Source organism: Bifidobacterium animalis subsp. animalis ATCC 25527 (genome assembly GCF_000260715.1).
GTDB lineage: Bacteria > Actinomycetota > Actinomycetes > Actinomycetales > Bifidobacteriaceae > Bifidobacterium > Bifidobacterium animalis.
In genome coordinates this window covers 1,222,397-1,242,099 of sequence record NC_017834.1, presented here as the reverse complement: position 1 = coordinate 1,242,099, position 19,703 = coordinate 1,222,397, and the positions used below count along the sequence as shown (strand labels likewise).

The following is a 19,703-nucleotide window of genomic DNA, read 5'->3' as shown; positions in this document are numbered from 1 at the left end:
GTCCAGCAACATCGCGGCACGCATGCAACCGGCTTTGAAGATTTGTGGATAACCCGGCTTGCATTGGTGTCGAATGTGGACACCCAAGCGGTTATTCACATTCGGGATGTCCATTGTGCGTGTCGGCATTGGAATACGCATTCGCCCTGCATTTTCATGCGGGGCGAATGCATCAGATCCACGACCTGCTCAATCCACGAGGCTGGTCAAATCTCCCAGGCTCAGTTCGAAACTCACGCCACGATCCTGATAGCCGGGTTGGAACTTCGTCTGGACCATCGCGTTGTGCACGAATTCGCCGGCAAGTCTGGCTGCCGCTGCAAGGTCGAGTCCGGCCATCACGCCGCCGATCATGGCGGAGGCGAACGCGTCGCCGGTGCCATGGCACATGTAGGGCAGTTTCTCATGCACGCATTCGGTCATCCGGTCCACGCCCTCCTTGGCGTTGGCCACGAAGTTGCGAATTCGGCCGTCATTGTGGTCGATGCCCTTGAGCACGACGTTCTTGGCGCCCATATCGAACAGATTGCCAATGATCTGCCTGACCTGCTCGTTCGTGATGTCCTGTCCGGGGTACTCGGTGCCGGTGAGAATGGAGGATTCGGTCAGGTTCGGCATGAGCAGGTCCGCGCCATCGACGAGCGCGCCCATCGCCTCACAAAGCTGTGCCGTGTACGTGGCATACATCTCGCCGGCATCGCCCATCACCGGGTCGACGAAACGCAGCGACTTGGGGTACTCGCGATACAGTCGCTGAATGATCGCCACCTGATCGGGGGAGCCTAGGAATCCGGAGTAGACGCCATCGAGCTCAACGCCCTCCTGCTGCCAGGCGTCGAGGTATCCGCCCAGCATGTCGGTGGTGTCTTCCATGGTGAACACCTTGTAGCGAGTATGTGCCGAGAACAGAGCGGTCGGCACCGGGCAGACATCGCAGCCGGCAGCCGAGAGGATCGGGATGGCGGCGGTGAGCGAGCATTTGCCGTACCCGCACATGTCATGCACCGCTGCGATGCGTGGAATATATTCGCGATTGCGTTCGTAAAGCACTTCTGGCATATTGCTCCTTGCAGTCATCGACCATATATGCCTCATACAATAGGTGAACGATATGCCAAGCGCATTCCTGCCGTGTTACATGGATGAGGTGGTACACCACAGGGGTCTCGGCGTGTCGCCTCCGTCTCGTGGGGGCTGACGGATCTCATGTTCAGGTGCGCAAGCGCCGATTGATAAACGGGTATAACCAATCGCGATAACGTCTGGCTTGCATTGTGCTGTGCGAGTTCTCTAATCTGCTGCCCAGACCCGAGGGTCGCCAGACGAAAACGACGCACGGCAACGTGTATGAGCGTAAGGAACACCATGAGCGCACAGGAAACCCACACACCATACCATTTCGAGACACTGCAGCTGCATGTCGGCCAGGAGAGCGCAGACCCGGCCAGCGACGCCCGTGCAGTGCCGATCTACCAGACGACCAGCTATGTATTCCACGATTTCGACCACGCCGAGGCCCGATTCGGTCTGGCCGACCCGGGCAACATCTACGGGCGATTGACCAATACGACACAAGGGGTGTTCGAAGACCGCATCGCAGCGCTCGAGGGGGGCACCGCGGGATTGGCGGTCGCCTCGGGTGCTGCGGCCGTGGAGTACGCCGTGCGTAACATCACGCAGGCCGGTGACCATATCGTGGCTGCCAAGAACATATACGGGGGCACGTTCAATCTGCTGCGCCACACCTTGCCACGCGACGGCATCACCACCACCTTCGTCGACGCCAACGATTCCCACGCATTCGAGGAGGCGATCGCAGACAACACGAAACTCGTCTATTTCGAGACCTTCGGCAATCCGAACGCCGACCTGCCCGATTTTGACGCAATCACCGAGATCGCACACCGGCACCACTTGCCGGTGATTGTAGACAACACCTTCGCCACACCATATCTGTTCCGCCCCCTCGAACATGGTGCGGACATCGTAGTGGAATCCGCCACGAAATTCATAGGTGGCCACGGCACCACGCTCGGCGGCGTGATCATCGAGGGAGGCGATTTCAAGTGGGATGCGGTGCCAGGCAAATTCCCGACGCTCACCGAGCCGGATCCCTCATATCATGGCCTCAACTTCTATGAGGCGCTCGGGCCGGTTTCATTCGTGACCCGCATCCGCGCGGTCCTGCTGCGCGACACGGGTGCCACGCTCTCGCCGTTCTCGGCCTTCCTGCTGCTGCAGGGCACCGAGACGCTGTCACTGCGCGTCGAGCGCCATGTGGAGAATGCGCTCAAAGTGATCGATTACCTCAAAACCGTGCCCGAAGTCGAGTCGATCTCCCATCCATCGATCGAGGGACGCCCTGACCACGACCTGTACGAGAAATACTTCCCGAATGGCGCCGGATCCATCTTCACTTTCGACATTCGGGGCGGCAAGGATGCAGCCCGGGTATTCATTGACAACCTGCATCTGTTCTCGCTGCTGGCCAATGTTGCCGACGCGAAGAGCCTGGTGATTCACCCGGCTTCCACGACGCATTCTCAGGAGTCCGAGGCTGAGTTGGAGGATCAGGGCATACATCAGGGAACAATCCGTCTGTCGATCGGCACCGAGTACATCGACGACATCATCGACGATCTGAAAGGCGGATTCGAGGCGGTGCGCGCCTCCGGCTTCGCCGATTGAGCATGTATGACGTATGCCATGCATATGGTCAACAGCTTTCCTGGGGAAATCCCGCATGCGTGGGCATGCGGGATTTCCCGTTTGTCGGTGCCGCCGTCCATGGGCGCGATTCGTTTGCCCATGGACGGGTCGGCTCGAACGATGCAAGATATCAACGAGATGACATAGTATGCTTACGGTTACGTATGAACGTAGGGTAGAAGTTCACCCAGCCAAGCGCACTTGTTGTGAGATTGATGGAGCCGATTGTGACCGATGTAATCACCGTGATGAACCTGGGTTGGCAGTATGCGCCCTCCTCGGCGCACGGCACGTCAAGAGGGGCACTGCATGATGTGAGTTGTTATGTGGCGGAGGGAACCCTGGCCGGGATAGTAGGGCCGACCGGTTCGGGCAAGTCCACATTGGCGCAGGCCCTCACCGGTATCATCCCTCATATTCTCGACGGCACGCTCACCGGTTTCATCAGGGTGGCTGGCATGAACGTGAAAAGCACGAGCGTCTCTAATATCTCCGCCAAGGTGGGGTATGTGCCCCAGAACCCGGTGGATTTGTTCGTCACCAACGAGGTGGAGAACGAGATCGCATTCCCCTTGGAGAATAGGGGTGTGGCGCCGGACGAAATACGCTCCCGTGTCGATGAGGTGCTTGACCGACTGCATATAGAGGGACTCCGGCACCGCGATCCGCGTACGCTCTCCGAAGGCGAGATGATGCGCGTCGCCATAGGCTCGGCCATCGCAGCAGAGCCCGAGGTGCTCATTCTCGATGAGGTGCTGGCGGTACTCGACGAAGACGGCGCACAGGATCTCTATGCCATTCTGGACGACCTTATGAAGCGCAACCACACGTCGGTGGTGATGATCGACCTCGACACTCGTTGGCTGCGGGAGCATGCCGATTCGGTGTTGGTGATGGTGGGCGGCGAGGTGATCCGCCGCACCACACGCGAAGTGTTCCTCCGCGAGGCGTCGTTGCTGGAATCGGTGGGCGTGAGCAGATCTCGCGACGACCACACGCCGTTGACAATCGCCCGTCTTGAGCCGCAGGACGTGACCGATCCGATCATCATCTTCGATCATGTGTACTACCTCCATCCGCACAGCGAGAACAGCGATGCCCCCCAATTGCGCGACGTGAACTTGCGGATCCCCCGCGGCTCATTCGTGGGCGTCGTGGGCCCGAACGGATCCGGCAAGACGACCTTGCTGTCGATGATGAATTCTCAGATTCTGCCCTCGCGCGGCCATGTGATTGTGGACGAGAACGACACCGCCGAGTGCCGGGTGCGCCGCATGGCCCGTGAAGTGGCCTATCTCGATCAGGACCCGTTGCATATGATGCTGACGCGCAACGTGCGCAAGGAAATCGAATTCGCCCCGCGTGCCCTGGGCGTGCCAGCCCAAGAGGTGAACGAGCGTGTCAATGCGCTCATCCGGGCATTTGACCTGTTCGACATTGAAGATGCCGATCCCATTCGGTTGAGCACCGGGCAGACCAGACTCGTGGCACTGGCCTCCACATTGGCCACGCAGGCACCCATACTTGTGCTTGATGAACCGGTGTCCGGGTTGGATTATCGGCTCAAAACGAAGTTCATGACCTTAGTGCGGGACCTCAACAAGCAAGGCATCACCGTGATCATGGCAAGCAATGACGATGATCTCGTGGAACGCTACTGCACCCATGCCCTGCGTATGGAGGAAGGGCGCATAGTGGACTTTGGCCCTCTGCATTCCACGCAGTTGCGCTCATTGTACCATGATCAGGAGGGGAGAGTCTGATGCGTTCGCAGTTCTATGTCCCGGTTGATGGTTGGCTCAACCGAGTGGATGTACGTGTGAAGCTGTTCACCATGATCGCCGTTATCGTCATGTGTTCGATTTGGGGGAACTGGGTATTCCTGACGGCCATGCTCCTCGTGGAGCATCTGTTCCTGCTGTCCACCCGCATATCTGCACGCAAGACGCTCAAGGTGTGGTCATTCTTCCTGCCGGTGATCGTCATTGTGTTCTGCATCATGCTCCTCACCGTGCATCTGCCCGGCTGGACCTTGTGGCAGTGGGGAAGCTGGCTGGTCACCTCCGGCACCATGGATCTATGCGCGGTGGTGGCGCTCCGTATCGCAGATATCGTGTTCGCCGTGTTCACCGTGTTGTTCACCACTTCGCGTGCCGCCTGGATCAGTGGTCTGGCAGGATTGGGATTGCCATACACGGCAGGGGCCGCCGTGACGGATGCGATCCAGTGGCTGCCGACCTATGCGGCCACCGTGCATGACCTGGTGCTCACCCAACACATTCGTGGACGGTATGCGCGCATTGGCAGGCACAATCCCCTCACCCGCACGGCCGCATGGTGCAGCGCTCATGTTCGTGCGATCATTGCGGCACCAGCCCATATGAGCCACCTGAACCGCGCCCGCAGCATCACAGCTTTGGCTCATGGTGCGCATATAGACCGTATGGGTGCCAAACGCACATATCTGCATCCGGCGCATATGCGTCTGTTTGATTGGATGCTGCTGATACTGGTGCTGGTGTACATCGCTGCCGTAATTGTGATGATGGTCGTATTCGGGTGGTGAATTCACCACGATGTTGTGTTCGGGGCTCATCCTCAAGGATGAGCCCCGAATGTTTTTCACCCTTGCGGGTGATGGGTCGGCATGGTTGTAGGGCATATTATTCGCAGATATGCACGTCAGAGCACGTGATTGAAATGGCGAAGGCCCCAAGAAGGAGAGAACATGTCGAATTCCGCGTTGCAGAACATGGTTGACCAGATTCACCAGCCGACCCATACGCCGGTGGCGATCGAGACCATCGATCTGGTGAAGGACTATGGCACGGGTGAAAGCCTGGTGCATGCGTTGAAAGATGTCAACGTGCAGTTCGAGCAGGGCCGGTTTACGGCGATTATGGGACCGTCCGGATCCGGAAAATCGACGCTGATGCATGTGATGAGCGGTCTGGACTCGGCCAACAGCGGCAGCGTCGTGTTCCAGGGGCGCGACCTGACGAAGCTCAACGACAAGCAGCTCACGCTGCTGCGCCGCAACTACATCGGTTTCATCTTCCAAAGCTTCAACCTGCTGCCGATGTTCACGGCCGAGCAGAACATCGTGATGCCCCTGACTTTGGCGGGCAAGAAGGTGGATCGTGCATGGTTCGACCGTCTGGCGGACACACTTGGACTGCGTGAACGTCTGGGCCACCGTCCGAACGAACTGTCTGGAGGTCAGCAGCAGCGTGTGGCCATCGCACGCGCCCTCATCACCAAGCCGTCGCTCGTGTTCGCAGACGAACCCACCGGTGCCCTCGACTCCGCTTCAAGCGCCGAGGTGCTTGGCTTCCTCAAGGCCTCGGTACGGGAATTGGGGCAGACGATCATCATGGTCACGCATGATCCGGTGGCCGCCTCCTATGCAGACCGTGCCATCGTATTCTCCGACGGACACATCATCGCCGACGTCTCCGACCCGCAACCGGCGCAGATGAGTGATCTGCTCATGAAGGAGCGCGAACGTTCCACGAAGACCGCTGGGCGCTCCGCAGTTCAGACGATGCCGGCAAACCAGAATCCACCCATTGCGCAGCAGCCCCGGAACAATCCGGCAGGCATCGGCGATCAGCCGGCACAGGGAACCCTCATGCAGGCTCCGAAGCCGCCGCAGCAGCGTCGCTAATGCAGGCCAAGAGCACAGACGATCCTGAATCCGAAGGAATACCATGTTGTCAATCACGATGAAGATGATGAAGAAGAACCTGAGAATGCTGATTCCCGCGGGTATCGCCATTCTCATCGGCACGGCGTTCATTGCCGCGACGCTGCTGTTCACGAACGCCTTCGACGCCGCATTGCGCGAACAGACCACCGGCCAGTTCGGCGGCTCGAACTATGCAGTCACGGCAGATGCGCAATTCGGCGACGATGCACACGACTCAACGGTTGGTGGTCTTAAGCTCAATACCATAGCGGGCATCGGGGGAGTGGAAGGCGTCCGTGCCGATGTCACGCGCAGCGTCATGCTGAATACCGGCTCTCAACACGGCAGCGGGGTGGCGTTGTCGACGAGTGCCGACCCCAAGCTGCTCCCGGTTTCAATCGTAGGGGGCAACGCCCCCGAACCCGATGGTGTCCGGCAGATTGCAATACCGAGGAAGCTTGCCGAGCAGTGGAACCTCAAGGTGGGAGACACCATCTCGTCGCATGCGCAATATGGCGACGATGCGCAGGACGTGCAGGCGACGATCACGGGTCTCACCACCGATCCGAACAACGTATACGGCTATTACAACGGTGCCTCCGTCGCCTCGAACGACCTTATGGTCGCCTATTCGGATGTCGCCTCCTTCGATGCGATACCAGCGACCGCTGCGTACCTGTACATCGAGCCGGCACATGAATCCACCGTGGTCGCGCAGGTGAAGGCCGCGCTTTCGCCGGGGCTGACGCTGCAGGATCGCGCGCATATGGAAGAGCAGGCCATCAAATCCCTCAGCTCCAACGGTGGTGACGTGACCAAGCAGTTCCTGCTCGCCTTCGGTGTGCTCGCTCTGGTGGTCGCCGCGCTTGTCATCGCGAACACGTTCCAGGTGCTCGTGGCGCAGCGCCGCCGTACGCTGGCATTGCTGCGCACCATCGGTGCCACCAAGCGCCAGCTCTACGTGTCGGTGCTTGAGGAGGCGGGTATGCTCGGACTCGTATCCTCGGTACTCGGCGTGGGCGTGGGAACCGGCCTCATGGCATTGGCCTCCATTGCCACACGGGACCAGTCTCTCGGTGGCATGCGCCTGACGCTGAATATGAGCTGGCAGGTCATCGCGCTGCCCGTGCTCTTCGGTGTTGCAATGACGGTACTCGCATCTGTGAGCGCCGCACGCACCGCCACTAGCGTGACCCCGTTGGAAGCCATGCGACCCCTTGAGATCTCCAATCAGCATCGGGCCCGTGTGAGCCGCGCCGTCTTCGGCTGCCTGTTCCTGGCCCTCGGCGTCGCGCTCGCCTTGATCGCCATCCCGATGAACCACAGCAAGGACGGCGATATCTCCGCCAGCGCATTGCTCGCAGGCGTCGCCGGCTGCATGCTCACATTCATCGGCCTGGCCATGACGGCCCTGTTCTGGTTGCCTTGGCTCATGAAGGGCGTGGGGGCGTTTGTCTCAATGTTCGGGCCGGCCGCCAAGCTCGCCAATGCCAACATCCAGAAGAATCCGCGACGCATCGCCGCCACGGGAACGGCACTGCTCATAGGTGTCACGCTCATCTCCACATTGGCCACCGGTGCCGCCGCAGCGAAAGCGACGATGAATCAGGCACTCGACACCCGCTACAGCGTCGACGTCGTGGCCTATGGCCCAAACATCCCACAGCAGGCCGCGAACAAGGTGAGAGGCGAACGGGGCGTCGGCTCTCTGCTGTATGCGAAGACCGCGAGCGCGGAATTCACCGACGAACAGGGGCATGCAGTGCCCACGACGGTCATTGGCGTGCCCAACATCGCGGCATTGCAGTCGGTGCTCAACATCTCGGTCGACAATCCCGCGCCTGCATTCGGGGCCGATGATGCGATCATGCCGCTCGTCAACAACGCAACCGGAACATCGTTCACCTTCGAAAACAACACGGTACGTCTGAACCCAACCAATACAGAAGGCATTCCATCGGGCAATCCGGTTGAGCTGCATGTGGACCAGCGCGACTACAAGCGCATCTCACAGAACAACGAGGCGGTCGCCTTCGTGAACACGGCGCTGTTCGACAACGGCACGTTCAAGGCGGACGGCAACGCGATGCTCATCAAACTCAACGTGCCTGCCGACATGTCGCTATCGGACGTGTTCGAGACCATCGAGCAAGATCTTGAGGTCTACCCGAACGTTTCAGTCGGAGGCCCGGTGGCGGAACGCAACCAGTGGGAGAGCATGGTCAACATGATGCTCATGCTGCTCGTCGCATTGCTCGCCGTGGCCGTGGTCATCGCCGTCATCGGCGTGGCGAACACGCTGAGCCTGTCGGTGATCGAACGCACCAGGGAATCGGCCACGCTGCGCGCCATCGGCATGACACGCGGTCAGCTCCGCGCCTCCCTTGCAATCGAGGCCCTGCTGATCTCGCTGGTCACGAGCGTGGTGGGCATGGTCGTCGGCACGCTGTTCGGCTGGCTCGGCATCTACATCGTGATGAGTTCGATTGCCGACGTCGTCTACGTGATCGACTGGGGAACCTACGCGATCATCCTGGCCATCGCCATAGTCTGCTCGCTCATCGCCAGCGTGTTCCCCGCACGCCGTGCAGTGAAGACGCCGCCGGTGGAGGCGCTCGCCGAAGCCTGATTTGGAAGGATATCAAATACCTGATGTCGGGTATGAAGTTTGTATCTGGCATCACGGCAAAGCCGGCCAGTAGTCTCCAACTGGCCGGCTTTTGCATATGTCTGAACGGTACGGGCTACACCAGGTGGTTCTCGTAGGCAAAGACCACCGCCTGCACTCGGTCGCGTGCGTTGATCTTCTGCAGAATATGCGCCACATGCGTTTTCACGGTGGGCAGTGAGATGAACAGCTTGTCGGCGATCTCCTGGTTCGACAGTCCATGGGCGATCTCGATGAGCACCTCGCGTTCGCGTTCGGTGAGGGTGGCAAGCTCCGGATCCGTGTATTCGGCGGCGACCTCTGACTGTTGTCTGCCAGGCTCTTCCTGGGTGACGCCCGTCTCCATCATCTTTTCGATGAGCCGTTTCGTGGCGGTCGGTGCAATGATGGCATTGCCTTGGTACACAGTGCGGATCGAGTTGAGCAGCGTCTCGGGTTCGGTGTCTTTGAGCAGGAAGCCGGAAGCACCAGCGTTGATTGCCGACATGACGTACTCGTCAAGATCAAAGGTGGTGAGAATGATCACACGGGTGTGCTGCTCGCCATCGGCATGTGACGTGATCTGCGCTGTGGCCGCCAATCCGTCCATACCCGGCATGCGCACGTCCATGAGCACAATGTCGGGGTGGAGCCGTTCGACGAGCTGCACCGCCTGCGTGCCGTTGGAGGCCTGCCCGACGACTTGCATGTCGGGCTGTGAGTTGATCACCATGGTGAACCCGGCACGGACGAGTTCCTGATCATCTGCGATGACTATACGAATCCTGCTTGCGTCTGCCATGCTTCCACTCTAGCGAAACGCATGCCTTCATGCATATATTCCAGACATGTGTGGAATATATGCATACCTGCTGTGGACTGTGCGAACGCGGTGAATTCTAGGCATTGCCCACGCCGCGGCTCTGCGCGGCGGAGATCTGCTCATCAAGCGATTTCGCGGGCGTCAGATTGAGCTGATTGTGCGAAGGATCCGCCTCATCGCTGGCACCGGTTTCCCTCAGCACACCAAGCAGTTCGCGCATGCGCTTCAAAGCGGTGCGTCCCTGACTGCCGATGGCCGCGAACGCCTGACTGATCCATTCTGCAGACGGCTCCTCTCCCTGCGCAAGCTGATGGTCGATGATCGATATTTCCTGCGTTGTCTCGACAATCACGCTGTTGAGCGTTTCACTCACCTCAGATTGGATGCTCGCACTGATACGGTCGCGTTCACGGTTGGCGGCGGAGATACGTTGTTTGCGCTGCTCTTCGCGCAGCGCCTCGGCCCGGGCCTCCAGCACCTGCGGATTCGCACCGCTGATCTTGACCCATGCGCCGAGCACCATCGCCAACATGCAGACCATGATGGCCGCGACGGCGAATTCGATGAACACTTGACTGGCGAACTCGATGCTGACGGTGCCATCTTCGGGTCGCAATGCAGGCGTGGCATGAAGCATCCACTCGACGACCGAGGTGTGGCCCTCGACAAGCAGCATCGTCTTGAACGCAAACAGCAGCCCATCGAGTGCAATCAGTGCGCTGAGCCATTTCCAGGTGCCCCGTTTGCTGCTGTAGAGCATGGCGGCATAGGCGATGAATGGCGCCGCCAAATCGGCGGTGAACAATGGTCTCACGAAAACCAGTTGCAGGAACACGAGAATGGCGAACGCCAATGCGACCGCACGAGGGAAACGCCTGCGCCAGCACAGTGGCAGCATAAGCAGTACGGTCATCATCACCCCAAAGGCGCCGGATGCCGAGGAGAAGTGGTAGCCGGCGTCCTGCAGCTCCATGCCGCCAGGAACCGTCACGATGATGGCGGTCGCCACAGCGACGAGAATCGTGTCGGTGAGCACATAATGGTGCTCGGCCCAATGTGACAGTCTGGTAATCCAGTTCTCGTGTCCGTCCTCGTGTACCTGCGCGATGGGTTTGGAACGCAACGACTTGCCCAGTTGCATGAAATTGGGCCAAATCTCGTGGTCGCCCTTGTCATTGCCCTGCTGAGCATCCCTGTCATCCACGTCTGCTCCGGTACTGTTGGCCACATCACCGTCCCAGCTTTCCTCCGAGACTTCCACGGCGGAGGGGCCGCCGCGCTCTGTGTGCATCGCGGTTGCCTGCAGGAGCGATTCCGAGCCGATGCCGGCCTGCTGCACGGAGGTGGCCAATGGGACTTCGGCATGCACTGCGAAACCGCCGTTGAGACGGGGCCCTGCCTCCACCGTGCCGCCGACGGCTTCGATGCGTTCGTTCATGCCGAGCAGACCGTAGCCGGCCTTATGCCCATCCATGGACGCCGAGGCACCACGTCCGTCGTCGCTGATGGTGAAGGAAAGGGTTCCGCTGTTCCACTCCTCACGCACTTCGACGTTCACATTGAGCCCCGCGTATTTGCGTACGTTCGTCAATGCCTCCTGCACCACATGGTACATGGCCACACTCGCCGGCTCGCTCAATAGCTGCGGTGAGGGATCCCCCACGAGCTCGCGTCGCACGTGGATGTCGGGGGAGACCTTGGCCGCCTGCTCGATCAAGGCATTGATGTCGTGGTAGTCGGCATGCGATGAGCTCCCGAACACATCGAGCAGCTGCTTCATATCGTGCATCGCATGCTCGGCCTCGTGCCGAATGGTGTCCATCGTCGACCGCGCCAGTTGCACGTCATGGGTGGCGGCATACCGTCCGCCATCGGATTGGATGATGATGATCGAAAGGGTATGGGCCACGATGTCGTGCATGTCACGGGCGATACGCGCACGTTCGGCCGAGGCCGCGATGAGTTTCTCCTCCTGCTCCCGGGCGGCTATGGCCGCATTCCGCTCGCCCAGCATGCGAATCGTGTGTTGGCGTGCCCGTTGCCATAGTGCGGCCACGAGCGTGGTGGCCAGTACCAGCGTGAACATGATGAAGTAGAGGAGGCTCGATTCCATGCTGGCGGCTGCACATGACTGCATTGAGAATCCGGCCCCCTCGGGCGCACAGGCATAGACCCCCGTCAGGATTGCCATGTGATTACGCCCGAAGATCGCGCCATGGGTGTTCGCGAATACGATCACGGCGACGGTGGCGACATCGAAGGCCAACGCCAAGATCGCGTATTCGCGGGTCCGGTTCCGGCGATCATAGACCACCGCCGAATAGAACATGGGCAACGCCATGGCATCCGCTAGTAGAAATGCCGGTCCGAACACCAGCTGCACCGCCACCGTGACGACGAACCAGATGGCGGCGGTATGCGGCTTCGTGCGGCGCAATGCGAAGGGCAACGTGAGCAGGATCGACCAGATGCGCGTCCACCCGTCGGCATCCCAGCGCACCAGCAGGCCATCCTCCAGAAATGGCGGGATCGTGGTGATGGCCCACAGCAGGCAGATCAGCATGGTGGTCATGGTGTCGATGACCAGCATGCGATGTGTCGCCAAGAAGGCTTTTAAGCGTTCTCCCATATCTTCAGCATATAGGCCGCAGACCACCTGCACATGGGTCTGTGGGATGATTGTGCCTCCTTGTCGGTGCATGTGGGTGAGATTGAAGGCGTTGCACCGTTTAAATGCCGTGAGGGAGTATGATGGCACTGCTCAATGAATACTATGTTCCAGGACTCCATGTGTCTGAGTATGCGATCGACGTGCCGCTCGACTGGAATGGCCATGAGCCAGGCATGGGATTCGATGGCGAGACAATTCGCCTGTTCTACCGCGTGGTCTGTGCCCCAGAGCATGTGAACGACCGATTGCCGTTGCTCGTATTCCTGCAGGGAGGACCCGGCGGTGCGGCGCCGCGGCCGCTCTCGCCGGACTCCGATGGCTGGATTGCCGAGGCCATCAAGCATTTCCGTGTGGTGCTGCCCGATCAACGGGGCACCGGGCGTTCCTCGCATATCGACTCACACACCGTGGCGAATATGGACGGGCGGCAGGCTGCGGAGTATCTGAAGAAATTCCTCGCCGGCTCCATTGTGCGCGACTTCGAGCACCTGCGGCGCACCGAGTTCGATGGAGAGCGCTGGGTGACACTCGGGCAGAGCTATGGCGGATTCCTGACACTGACATACCTTTCGCTATTCCCGCAAAGCCTCATCGCCAGTTTCACCACCGGTGGCATACCCCATGTGCCGGCGAGCGCGAGGGAGGTGTACGAGCACACCTTCCCACGCATGCAGACGAAGACCGAACAGTTCTACGCACGCTACCCGCTCGAGACGAAACGCGTGGGCTGCGTGGCCGACATTCTGCGCAGCACCGATGTGACGCTGCCCAACGGCGACCCGTTCACAGTGGAGCGCCTGCAGACCCTCGGCTCGAGTTTCGGGATGAAACCGGCATTCGAACGGGTGCATTGGCTCTTCGACGAGGCATTTCTCGACGGCGACGGTTCGGCAAACCCGGATTCCCCGCTCGCCGACGAGTTCCTGTTCGATGCGATGACCGCCACCTATTCCAATCCGCTGTATTGGCCGCTCCAGGAGTTCATCTACGCGGACGGCGACCTCGACGCCCCCATTGATTGGGCGGCGGACCACGTGTATAGGAGTCTGCCGCAGTTCAGCACTGACGCGCGCCCGTTGCTGTTCACCGGCGAGGCGATTTTCCCGTGGATGTTCGAGCAGGAGCGCGCGCTCAGACCGTTCCGCGCCGCAATGGACGTTCTGATGCAGGACACGCATTTCGGGGTGATATACGACGTGAACCAACTCGCCGCGAACACAGTGCCGCTCAACAGTGCGGTGTATTTCGACGACCTGTATGTTGACAGCGGTCTGCAGCTCGACACACTTTCGCGCATAGGAAACTCGCATTATTGGGTGACGAACGAGTTCGAACACGATGGCGTGCACGGTGGCATCGTCTTCCGTCATCTCTTCGACGAGGCACGCGACCGCGGCGACCTGCACGAACTGTTCTAGCATCGGGTTTTTCCGCAGGCCGTATACAGTATTGGCATATCGGACACTGTCAGGAGAGTGGTATGAAGATTGGTTTCATTGGCTACGGCAACATGGCACAGGCAATCGCACTGGGATTGACCCGTGCGCATGCGGTCGACGGGAACGACATTGTGGCATGCGCCGCGCATTTCGACAAGTTGGAACGCAACATCGCGGCAGTGGGCGGCACTGCCATGCACACCCCGCAGGAGGTCGTCGCGGCCGCCGACATGGTGGTCGTGGCAATCAAACCGTATCAGATTGAGGATGTGCTTGCTCCAATGGCCGGAGCACTCGCCGACGATTCGAAGATGATCGTATCCCTTGCCGCAGGCTGGGATCTGGCGAGGTACCAGACCCTGTTCGGTGAGTCGGCCACGGGCATCCACATCCAGTGCACGATTCCGAACACTCCGATGGCCGTGGCCCAAGGAGTGTTGATCTGCGAGAACGTGAACACCCTCACCCCGAGCCAATGCCAGGGATTCGTCGACCTGTTCTCCCGCATATCGCTCATCGAGGAGGTCGATACCGCGCATATGGGGATCGCGATGTGCATCGCCGGTTGTGCCCCGGCGTTCACCGACATGTACTTGGAGGCGCTCGGCGACGCCGGCGTCAAGTACGGTCTGCAGCGTGTGACCGCATACCGTTTGGCCGCGAAGATGATTGAAGGTGTCGGTGCCCTGTACCTCGACTCGGGAGTTCACCCGGGTGCCATGAAAGATGCGGTGTGTTCCCCTGGCGGCACCACCATCAAGGGCGTCGCCGAACTCGAGAACCGTGCGTTCCGTGGCGCGATCATCAGTGCGGTCGATGCTATCGAGCAGGGCTGAATCGTTCTCGTCTGTATTCTGAACGAATGCCGTGACGCCGGCGAGGGAGCGTGACTCACGCTGCCGCACCGGCGTTTCGCGTAGATGTGCAAAACCGGTGAAATGACTTGGCGGGCCGCTAGTGTAGGCACTATGTCTCTTACTATCGGAATTGTCGGCCTGCCCAATGTGGGCAAGTCCACCATGTTCAACGCGCTCACCCGCAACAACGTGCTTGCGGAGAATTACCCATTCGCCACGATCGAACCGAACACCGGCATCGTGCCACTGCCGGACAAACGGCTGCCGGTACTGGCCGAGCTTGTGCACACCGACAAGATCGTGCCGGCAACCGTCACCTTCGTCGACATCGCCGGCATCGTCAAGGGCGCGAGCGAAGGCGAGGGACTGGGCAACAAGTTCCTCGCGAACATTCGCGAGGCGGATGCAATCTGCGAGGTCGTGCGAGCGTTCGAAGATGACGACATCATCCATGTGAACGGCCATGTCGATCCCGACGACGACATCGACACGATCAACACCGAGCTCATTCTCGCCGATCTGCAGACGATCGACAACGCGCTGCCGAAGCTTGAGAAGGACCTGCGCGGCAAGAAGATCGAGAAAAGCTACATGGATGCCGTGCTCAAGGCAAAGGAGATCCTCGAATCCGGTCGCACCATCGATCAGGCTGCGCAGGCCGGCGAGATCAAGAAGGAAGAGGTGTACGACCTGCACCTGCTCACCGCCAAACCGTTCATCTACGTGTTCAATGTGGACGATTCGGAGCTGCAGAACGAGGAACTCAAGCAGCGTCTGGCGAAGTCGGTGGCACCCGCCCCGGCGATCTTCCTCAATGCGCAGTTCGAATCCGAACTCACCGAACTCGATGAGGCGGATGCTCGCGAGATGCTCGAGGACGCGGGACTGGATGAGTCCGGGCTCGACCAGCTCGCTCGCGTGGGCTTCGACATTCTCGGCCTGCAGACCTTCCTCACCGCGGGGGAGAAGGAGGTGCGCGCCTGGCAGATCCACAAGGGTTGGACCGCTCCGCAGGCGGCCGGCGTCATCCACACCGATTTCGAGAAGGGATTCATCAAGGCCGAGGTAGTCTCGTACGACGATTTCGTAGAGGCCGACGGTTCGATGGCGAAAATCAAGGAAGAGGGCAAACTGCGCCTCGAGGGCAAGGACTATGTGATGCAGGACGGCGACATCGTCGAGTTCAAGTTCAATGTGAGTAAATGATCGGCGTATGGCCGATGGCCTTGGCCAAAGACGTCAATGCCGCATGATCCGGGAGGGCCATGCGGCATTGTGCTCCTTCACCCTCGGCTCATCCGTCGATGGCATCGGCTGCGCGTGCAGCAGTGATCATCGTGAGCATCATCACCGAAGGCTCAAGTGCCTTCACCGCGTGTGGCAGTCGGGTCGGCAAATAGACGAGGTCGCCGGGGGCCACCTCGCGTTCGTCGTCGCCGCCGTTGACGAGCAGGCGTCCACGGAGCACCTGTATGAACGCCGGCATGGCGGCCGTGTGTTCGCTCAGTTCCTGCCCCGAATCGAAGGCGAACAGCACGACGTTGCCGCCTTCGGTTCTCATAACGGTGCGCGAGACCGTCGCCTCGGGCTGGATGCTCACCATATCCGCCGCGCCGTCGAGCATCTGCATTCCCGGTTCGTCCATTTGCATATGACCTCCTTGGTTGCCAAACATCCTGAACGTATAGCCTAGCCAAGGCGCGCCGAATTGTGCATCGACCGCCGCTGAGGGCATAAAAAAGCCCCGCGTATCGGAGCGGAGCTTGAATTTGCGTCCAGAATCGCAAGATGTTGCGATAGGGGAGCGGAATCACTCGGCCTGCTCGCCGCCGGCCTTGATGCCCGTGCCGTCACCGCTGGGGGCTTCGGACTGCGGGAACGGATTGCTCGGTTCGGCGGGCTGGCGAATCTCATTCGATTTCGACTGTTCGCGGCTCTCGGTCTGCTTCGCGCTGCAGTTGCAGCCGCATCCCTTCTCGCCCTTCTCGGCTGCGTCGGCCTTGCCCTGGAAGTCGAGGTCGCCGTCGCTGGAGGCGCCCGGCGTGGAACCTCCGTTGGCCGTACCGTTGTTCATGTTGTTCGAATCCATATTGTTCGTTGTGGTAGTCATGGTGTTGACCTTTCTTTTGCTGATGGTTCCATCATAGAAATCATTTATGCAAGCCGTATGCATGCATGCTGTCCATTTCATGACAATTCATGCAGGCAACATACAGAAAAGGCTGTTTTCTACAAAAAATCGGGTTGATTCTGTATCTCTCAGGGTGAACAATCTATTGCGCCAAAGGATAGGAGAATGCTCGTATGCCGTGTAGCACACGTTCGCTTTCGGGAAGCCACGTCATGCCGACGGGGAACACATGGCCGAGTGTCTGCGTGGGTGGCACCTTGAAATCATGGAGTTCAAAATCACGGCCGTTGCGGGCGAGTGACGTCGCCAAGGCCAGCGTCTCCGACTGCACAAAGTCGTCGCTGCTCGTCACCAGGAACAGGGGTGGAATGCCGATGCCCTGTGTGAGCCAATCCGCGGGATCCAGGAACACGGCGGCATCGTCAAGTCCTGCGAAGAACTCGTTTCCCACTGTTTCGATAAGTCGCGCGCGCATTGGTGAACTCGGCGTAATGTCATAGACTCCCGAGATGAGCGAAGCTCCGCGCAGGTGGATTCCCGACGCCCGTCCGATGCCGAATGCGCGTGCGGCATCGTCGCTGTGCTCGATGAGCAATGTGAGCAGACTCAGACATGCACCGGCCGAGTCGCCGGTGATGAAGATGTTGTCCGGACTGACGGGGAACAGTGTGATATGCTCGTCGATCCAGCGCAGCGCCGCCTGGATATCGTGCAATTGGCCGACGAGATCGGTCTGCGGGGTCGGTCTGTAGTTCAGCGAGAACACGCCGAACCCAAGATCGGCGAGATGCGTGTTGAAATTGCGGTTGAGCTCTTTGTATCCGTAGGTGAATCCGCCGCCATGGATGTCTATGTACACCGGCAATGTGTTGCCGCCACGCACGATGGCATCGCGTGGGATGTAGGCGTCGAGCAGGTGGCCGCGCACCTCGCCGTCCCGGTAGCCGCCGTCCGGCAGGTAGGGGATGTCGGCGTGCACAGACACATCTTGCGGATCGTGCCATTGCAATGCGCGTGCGTAGTCGAACATCGCGCATTCCTTGCGGAATCGGAGGCAGGCGGCTGCCGTGCGCTCCTGCTTGCCCGGTTCGTCGGTGTGCAGATCCTCCGCGATCGCCGTCCAGTAATGTGCCAGATCGATCACCGCGTCGCGAAATTCGCCGGTGCCTGGTGTGTATTCGATGGGTGGGATCTCATTGTTCCTGTACTGTTCCATAAATCCTCCAGACTGTATGTCTCAACAGTATGCCGATGCCTTGCCCATATTCTTGCGGGAGACGGATGGAGACGGATATGGAAAAGCCGGGCGGCATACAGGCACACCCGGCTTGTCGGCAACCGATGAATCGCCGTGTCAGCGCGTCGGATCGATTGGCTCGTCGAGATTCTCGAACTTGCGCTCCTGTGGTGTGGGCTCCGGAGCCTCCTTGACAATGGTCCCGGTGGCGCGTCCAATCGCGCACATGCCATGGTAGAGCACGAGCACGATGATGGAGCCGATGGCGATGCCGTTGAACTGGATGCCGTTCACATTGAACTCGAAGTTCGCGATGCCGACGATCATGACGACGGAGGCGGTCATGATGTTGATCGGCTTGGCGAAGTCGACCTTGTTGTCCACCCAGATCTGCACGCCGATCATGCCGATCATGCCGTAGAGCAGGCATGTGACGCCGCCGAGCACGCCGACCGGAATCGAGTTGACTACTTGGCCGAACTTCGGGCAGAGCGAGAGGAGGAAGGCGAAGCCCGCGGCACACCAGTATGCGGCAGTGGAGTAGACCTTGGTGGCCGCCATGACGCCGATGTTCTCGCCATAGGTGGTGGTGCCCGAACCACCGCCGAAGCCGGCGACCGTCGTGCCCAAACCATCGGCGATGAGGGCGGTGCCGATTTGGTTGTCGTAGTCATGGCCGGTCATCTGCGCTACGGACTTCACGTGGCCGACGTTCTCGGCGATGAGCACGAGCACGACAGGCAGGAACATCGGCAGAATCGTGAAGTCGACCTGCGGCAGGTGGAACTTCGGGAAGCCGACCCAGGCGGCCTGTTCGATGGCCTGGAAGTCGACCTGCCCGCGAATGCAGGCATAGGCATAGCCGATGAGCACGCCGAGGAGAATATTGAGACGGCCGATGAGTCCCTTGAACAGCACGGCAATGAGCAGGACGGCGACAAGCGTGACCAATGCGGTGTCGGGGGCCGCCTTGAAATTGGTCCATACATTCGGAGCCAGATTGAAGCCGATGATGGCCACGATGGCGCCGTTGACCACAGGGGGCATGATGCGGTCGATCCAAATCGCTCCCGCCCATTGGACGACGAAGCCGATGATCGCAAGCAGCAGGCCTGTGCACAGGATGCCGAAGGATGCGACGGCGATGCCCTTGCCGGCGCTCGCCACGGCTGCGATCGGGGCGATGAAGCCGAAGCTGGAACCCAGATACGATGGCAGCAGGTTCTTGTTGATGAGCAGGAAGAGCGCCGTGGAGAACGCCGTGAAGAACAGCGTGGTCGACGGGTCGAAGCCTGTGAGGATCGGGACCAGGAATGTGGCTCCGAACATGGCCACCACATGCTGTGCGCCGATACCGATGGTGCGGGGCCAGGTGAGGCGCTCCTTCGGTTCGACGATCTCGCCGGGCTTGAGTGTTTTTCCGTTCCCATGGAGCGTCCATGTGAACATTTGCTTCAATGATGTCACGATTTCCTCGCCGTTTCTCTCTGAGGTCTCTTGA

At 59.9% G+C, this 19,703-nt stretch carries 15 protein-coding genes; 8 read left to right on the top strand and 7 right to left on the bottom strand.

Annotated elements, in window-relative coordinates:
• Positions 1-189: 189 nt before the first annotated feature.
• The gene (locus BANAN_RS05270) at positions 190-1,059 is read right to left on the bottom strand and encodes a pyridoxamine kinase (protein ID WP_014697888.1); all 870 of its coding nucleotides are present in this window, start codon (positions 1,057-1,059) and stop codon (positions 190-192) included.
• A 306-nt stretch (positions 1,060-1,365) separates the two neighbouring features.
• Between BANAN_RS05270 and BANAN_RS05265 the strand changes: the two genes are divergently transcribed.
• The 5 genes from BANAN_RS05265 to BANAN_RS05245 all read left to right on the top strand — a co-directional run bounded on the left by BANAN_RS05265 (position 1,366) and on the right by BANAN_RS05245 (position 9,026).
• Positions 1,366-2,688: an O-acetylhomoserine aminocarboxypropyltransferase/cysteine synthase family protein gene (locus BANAN_RS05265; protein WP_014697887.1), complete on the top strand. Its 1,323-nt coding sequence runs from the start codon at positions 1,366-1,368 to the stop codon at positions 2,686-2,688.
• Positions 2,689-2,924: 236 nt separating this feature from the next.
• The gene (locus BANAN_RS05260; RefSeq protein WP_041777023.1) at positions 2,925-4,472 is read left to right on the top strand and encodes an ABC transporter ATP-binding protein; all 1,548 of its coding nucleotides are present in this window, start codon (positions 2,925-2,927) and stop codon (positions 4,470-4,472) included.
• The gene (locus tag BANAN_RS05255) at positions 4,472-5,275 is read left to right on the top strand and encodes an energy-coupling factor transporter transmembrane component T family protein (RefSeq protein ID WP_014697884.1); all 804 of its coding nucleotides are present in this window, start codon (positions 4,472-4,474) and stop codon (positions 5,273-5,275) included. The genes BANAN_RS05260 and BANAN_RS05255 overlap by 1 nt, the downstream gene beginning before the upstream one ends.
• A 186-nt stretch (positions 5,276-5,461) precedes the next feature.
• The gene (locus tag BANAN_RS05250; RefSeq protein WP_080571658.1) at positions 5,462-6,376 is read left to right on the top strand and encodes an ABC transporter ATP-binding protein; all 915 of its coding nucleotides are present in this window, start codon (positions 5,462-5,464) and stop codon (positions 6,374-6,376) included.
• A gap of 43 nt (positions 6,377-6,419) precedes the next feature.
• Positions 6,420-9,026 (top strand): ABC transporter permease, encoded by a 2,607-nt coding sequence (locus tag BANAN_RS05245; RefSeq protein WP_014697882.1) that lies wholly within the window; start codon positions 6,420-6,422, stop codon positions 9,024-9,026.
• A gap of 115 nt (positions 9,027-9,141) precedes the next feature.
• Here the strand turns inward: BANAN_RS05245 and BANAN_RS05240 are convergent, their stop codons facing one another.
• Positions 9,142-9,846, bottom strand: a complete 705-nt coding sequence (locus BANAN_RS05240; RefSeq protein WP_014697881.1) for a response regulator — start codon at positions 9,844-9,846, stop codon at positions 9,142-9,144.
• A gap of 97 nt (positions 9,847-9,943) precedes the next feature.
• On the bottom strand, positions 9,944-12,496 hold the full coding sequence (locus tag BANAN_RS05235) for a sensor histidine kinase (RefSeq protein WP_041777022.1): 2,553 nt from the start codon (positions 12,494-12,496) through the stop codon (positions 9,944-9,946).
• 122 nt (positions 12,497-12,618) lie between these two features.
• Between BANAN_RS05235 and BANAN_RS05230 the strand changes: the two genes are divergently transcribed.
• The 3 genes from BANAN_RS05230 (at position 12,619) to ychF (ending at position 16,040) form a co-directional block, all read left to right on the top strand.
• Positions 12,619-13,956 carry an alpha/beta fold hydrolase gene (locus tag BANAN_RS05230; protein WP_014697879.1) on the top strand — a complete coding sequence of 446 codons (1,338 nt, stop codon included), beginning with the start codon at positions 12,619-12,621 and terminating at the stop codon, positions 13,954-13,956.
• A gap of 62 nt (positions 13,957-14,018) precedes the next feature.
• Positions 14,019-14,813: a pyrroline-5-carboxylate reductase gene (gene proC / locus BANAN_RS05225; protein ID WP_014697878.1), complete on the top strand. Its 795-nt coding sequence runs from the start codon at positions 14,019-14,021 to the stop codon at positions 14,811-14,813.
• 132 nt (positions 14,814-14,945) lie between these two features.
• On the top strand, positions 14,946-16,040 hold the full coding sequence (gene ychF / locus BANAN_RS05220; RefSeq protein WP_014697877.1) for a redox-regulated ATPase YchF: 1,095 nt from the start codon (positions 14,946-14,948) through the stop codon (positions 16,038-16,040).
• Between the two features lie 88 nt (positions 16,041-16,128).
• Here ychF and BANAN_RS05215 read toward each other — a convergent pair whose 3' ends face one another.
• The 4 genes from BANAN_RS05215 to BANAN_RS05200 form a co-directional block, all read right to left on the bottom strand.
• A complete protein-coding gene (locus BANAN_RS05215; protein WP_014697876.1) occupies positions 16,129-16,479 on the bottom strand; it encodes a cupin domain-containing protein in 351 nt (116 codons plus the stop codon).
• Positions 16,480-16,644: 165 nt separating this feature from the next.
• Positions 16,645-16,944, bottom strand: coding sequence for a hypothetical protein (locus BANAN_RS05210; protein WP_237705783.1), 300 nt, complete (start codon positions 16,942-16,944; stop codon positions 16,645-16,647).
• A gap of 163 nt (positions 16,945-17,107) precedes the next feature.
• The gene (locus BANAN_RS05205) at positions 17,108-18,181 is read right to left on the bottom strand and encodes an alpha/beta hydrolase (protein ID WP_014697874.1); all 1,074 of its coding nucleotides are present in this window, start codon (positions 18,179-18,181) and stop codon (positions 17,108-17,110) included.
• A 138-nt stretch (positions 18,182-18,319) separates the two neighbouring features.
• Positions 18,320-19,651, bottom strand: a complete 1,332-nt coding sequence (locus tag BANAN_RS05200) for a uracil-xanthine permease family protein (RefSeq protein ID WP_014697873.1) — start codon at positions 19,649-19,651, stop codon at positions 18,320-18,322.
• Positions 19,652-19,703: the final 52 nt, after the last annotated feature.

Bases quoted from the DNA above. Each gene is read 5' to 3' on its own strand.
- BANAN_RS05270 (WP_014697888.1), bottom strand. From the start codon at position 1,059: ATGCCAGAAGTGCTTTACGAACGCAATCGCGAATATATTCCACGCATC.
- BANAN_RS05265 (WP_014697887.1), top strand. From the start codon at position 1,366: ATGAGCGCACAGGAAACCCACACACCATACCATTTCGAGACACTGCAG.
- BANAN_RS05260 (WP_041777023.1), top strand. From the start codon at position 2,925: ATGGAGCCGATTGTGACCGATGTAATCACCGTGATGAACCTGGGTTGG.
- BANAN_RS05255 (WP_014697884.1), top strand. From the start codon at position 4,472: ATGCGTTCGCAGTTCTATGTCCCGGTTGATGGTTGGCTCAACCGAGTG.
- BANAN_RS05250 (WP_080571658.1), top strand. From the start codon at position 5,462: ATGGTTGACCAGATTCACCAGCCGACCCATACGCCGGTGGCGATCGAG.
- BANAN_RS05245 (WP_014697882.1), top strand. From the start codon at position 6,420: ATGTTGTCAATCACGATGAAGATGATGAAGAAGAACCTGAGAATGCTG.
- BANAN_RS05240 (WP_014697881.1), bottom strand. From the start codon at position 9,846: ATGGCAGACGCAAGCAGGATTCGTATAGTCATCGCAGATGATCAGGAA.
- BANAN_RS05235 (WP_041777022.1), bottom strand. From the start codon at position 12,496: ATGGGAGAACGCTTAAAAGCCTTCTTGGCGACACATCGCATGCTGGTC.
- BANAN_RS05230 (WP_014697879.1), top strand. From the start codon at position 12,619: ATGGCACTGCTCAATGAATACTATGTTCCAGGACTCCATGTGTCTGAG.
- proC (WP_014697878.1), top strand. From the start codon at position 14,019: ATGAAGATTGGTTTCATTGGCTACGGCAACATGGCACAGGCAATCGCA.
- ychF (WP_014697877.1), top strand. From the start codon at position 14,946: ATGTCTCTTACTATCGGAATTGTCGGCCTGCCCAATGTGGGCAAGTCC.
- BANAN_RS05215 (WP_014697876.1), bottom strand. From the start codon at position 16,479: ATGGACGAACCGGGAATGCAGATGCTCGACGGCGCGGCGGATATGGTG.
- BANAN_RS05210 (WP_237705783.1), bottom strand. From the start codon at position 16,944: ATGACTACCACAACGAACAATATGGATTCGAACAACATGAACAACGGT.
- BANAN_RS05205 (WP_014697874.1), bottom strand. From the start codon at position 18,181: ATGGAACAGTACAGGAACAATGAGATCCCACCCATCGAATACACACCA.
- BANAN_RS05200 (WP_014697873.1), bottom strand. From the start codon at position 19,651: ATGTTCACATGGACGCTCCATGGGAACGGAAAAACACTCAAGCCCGGC.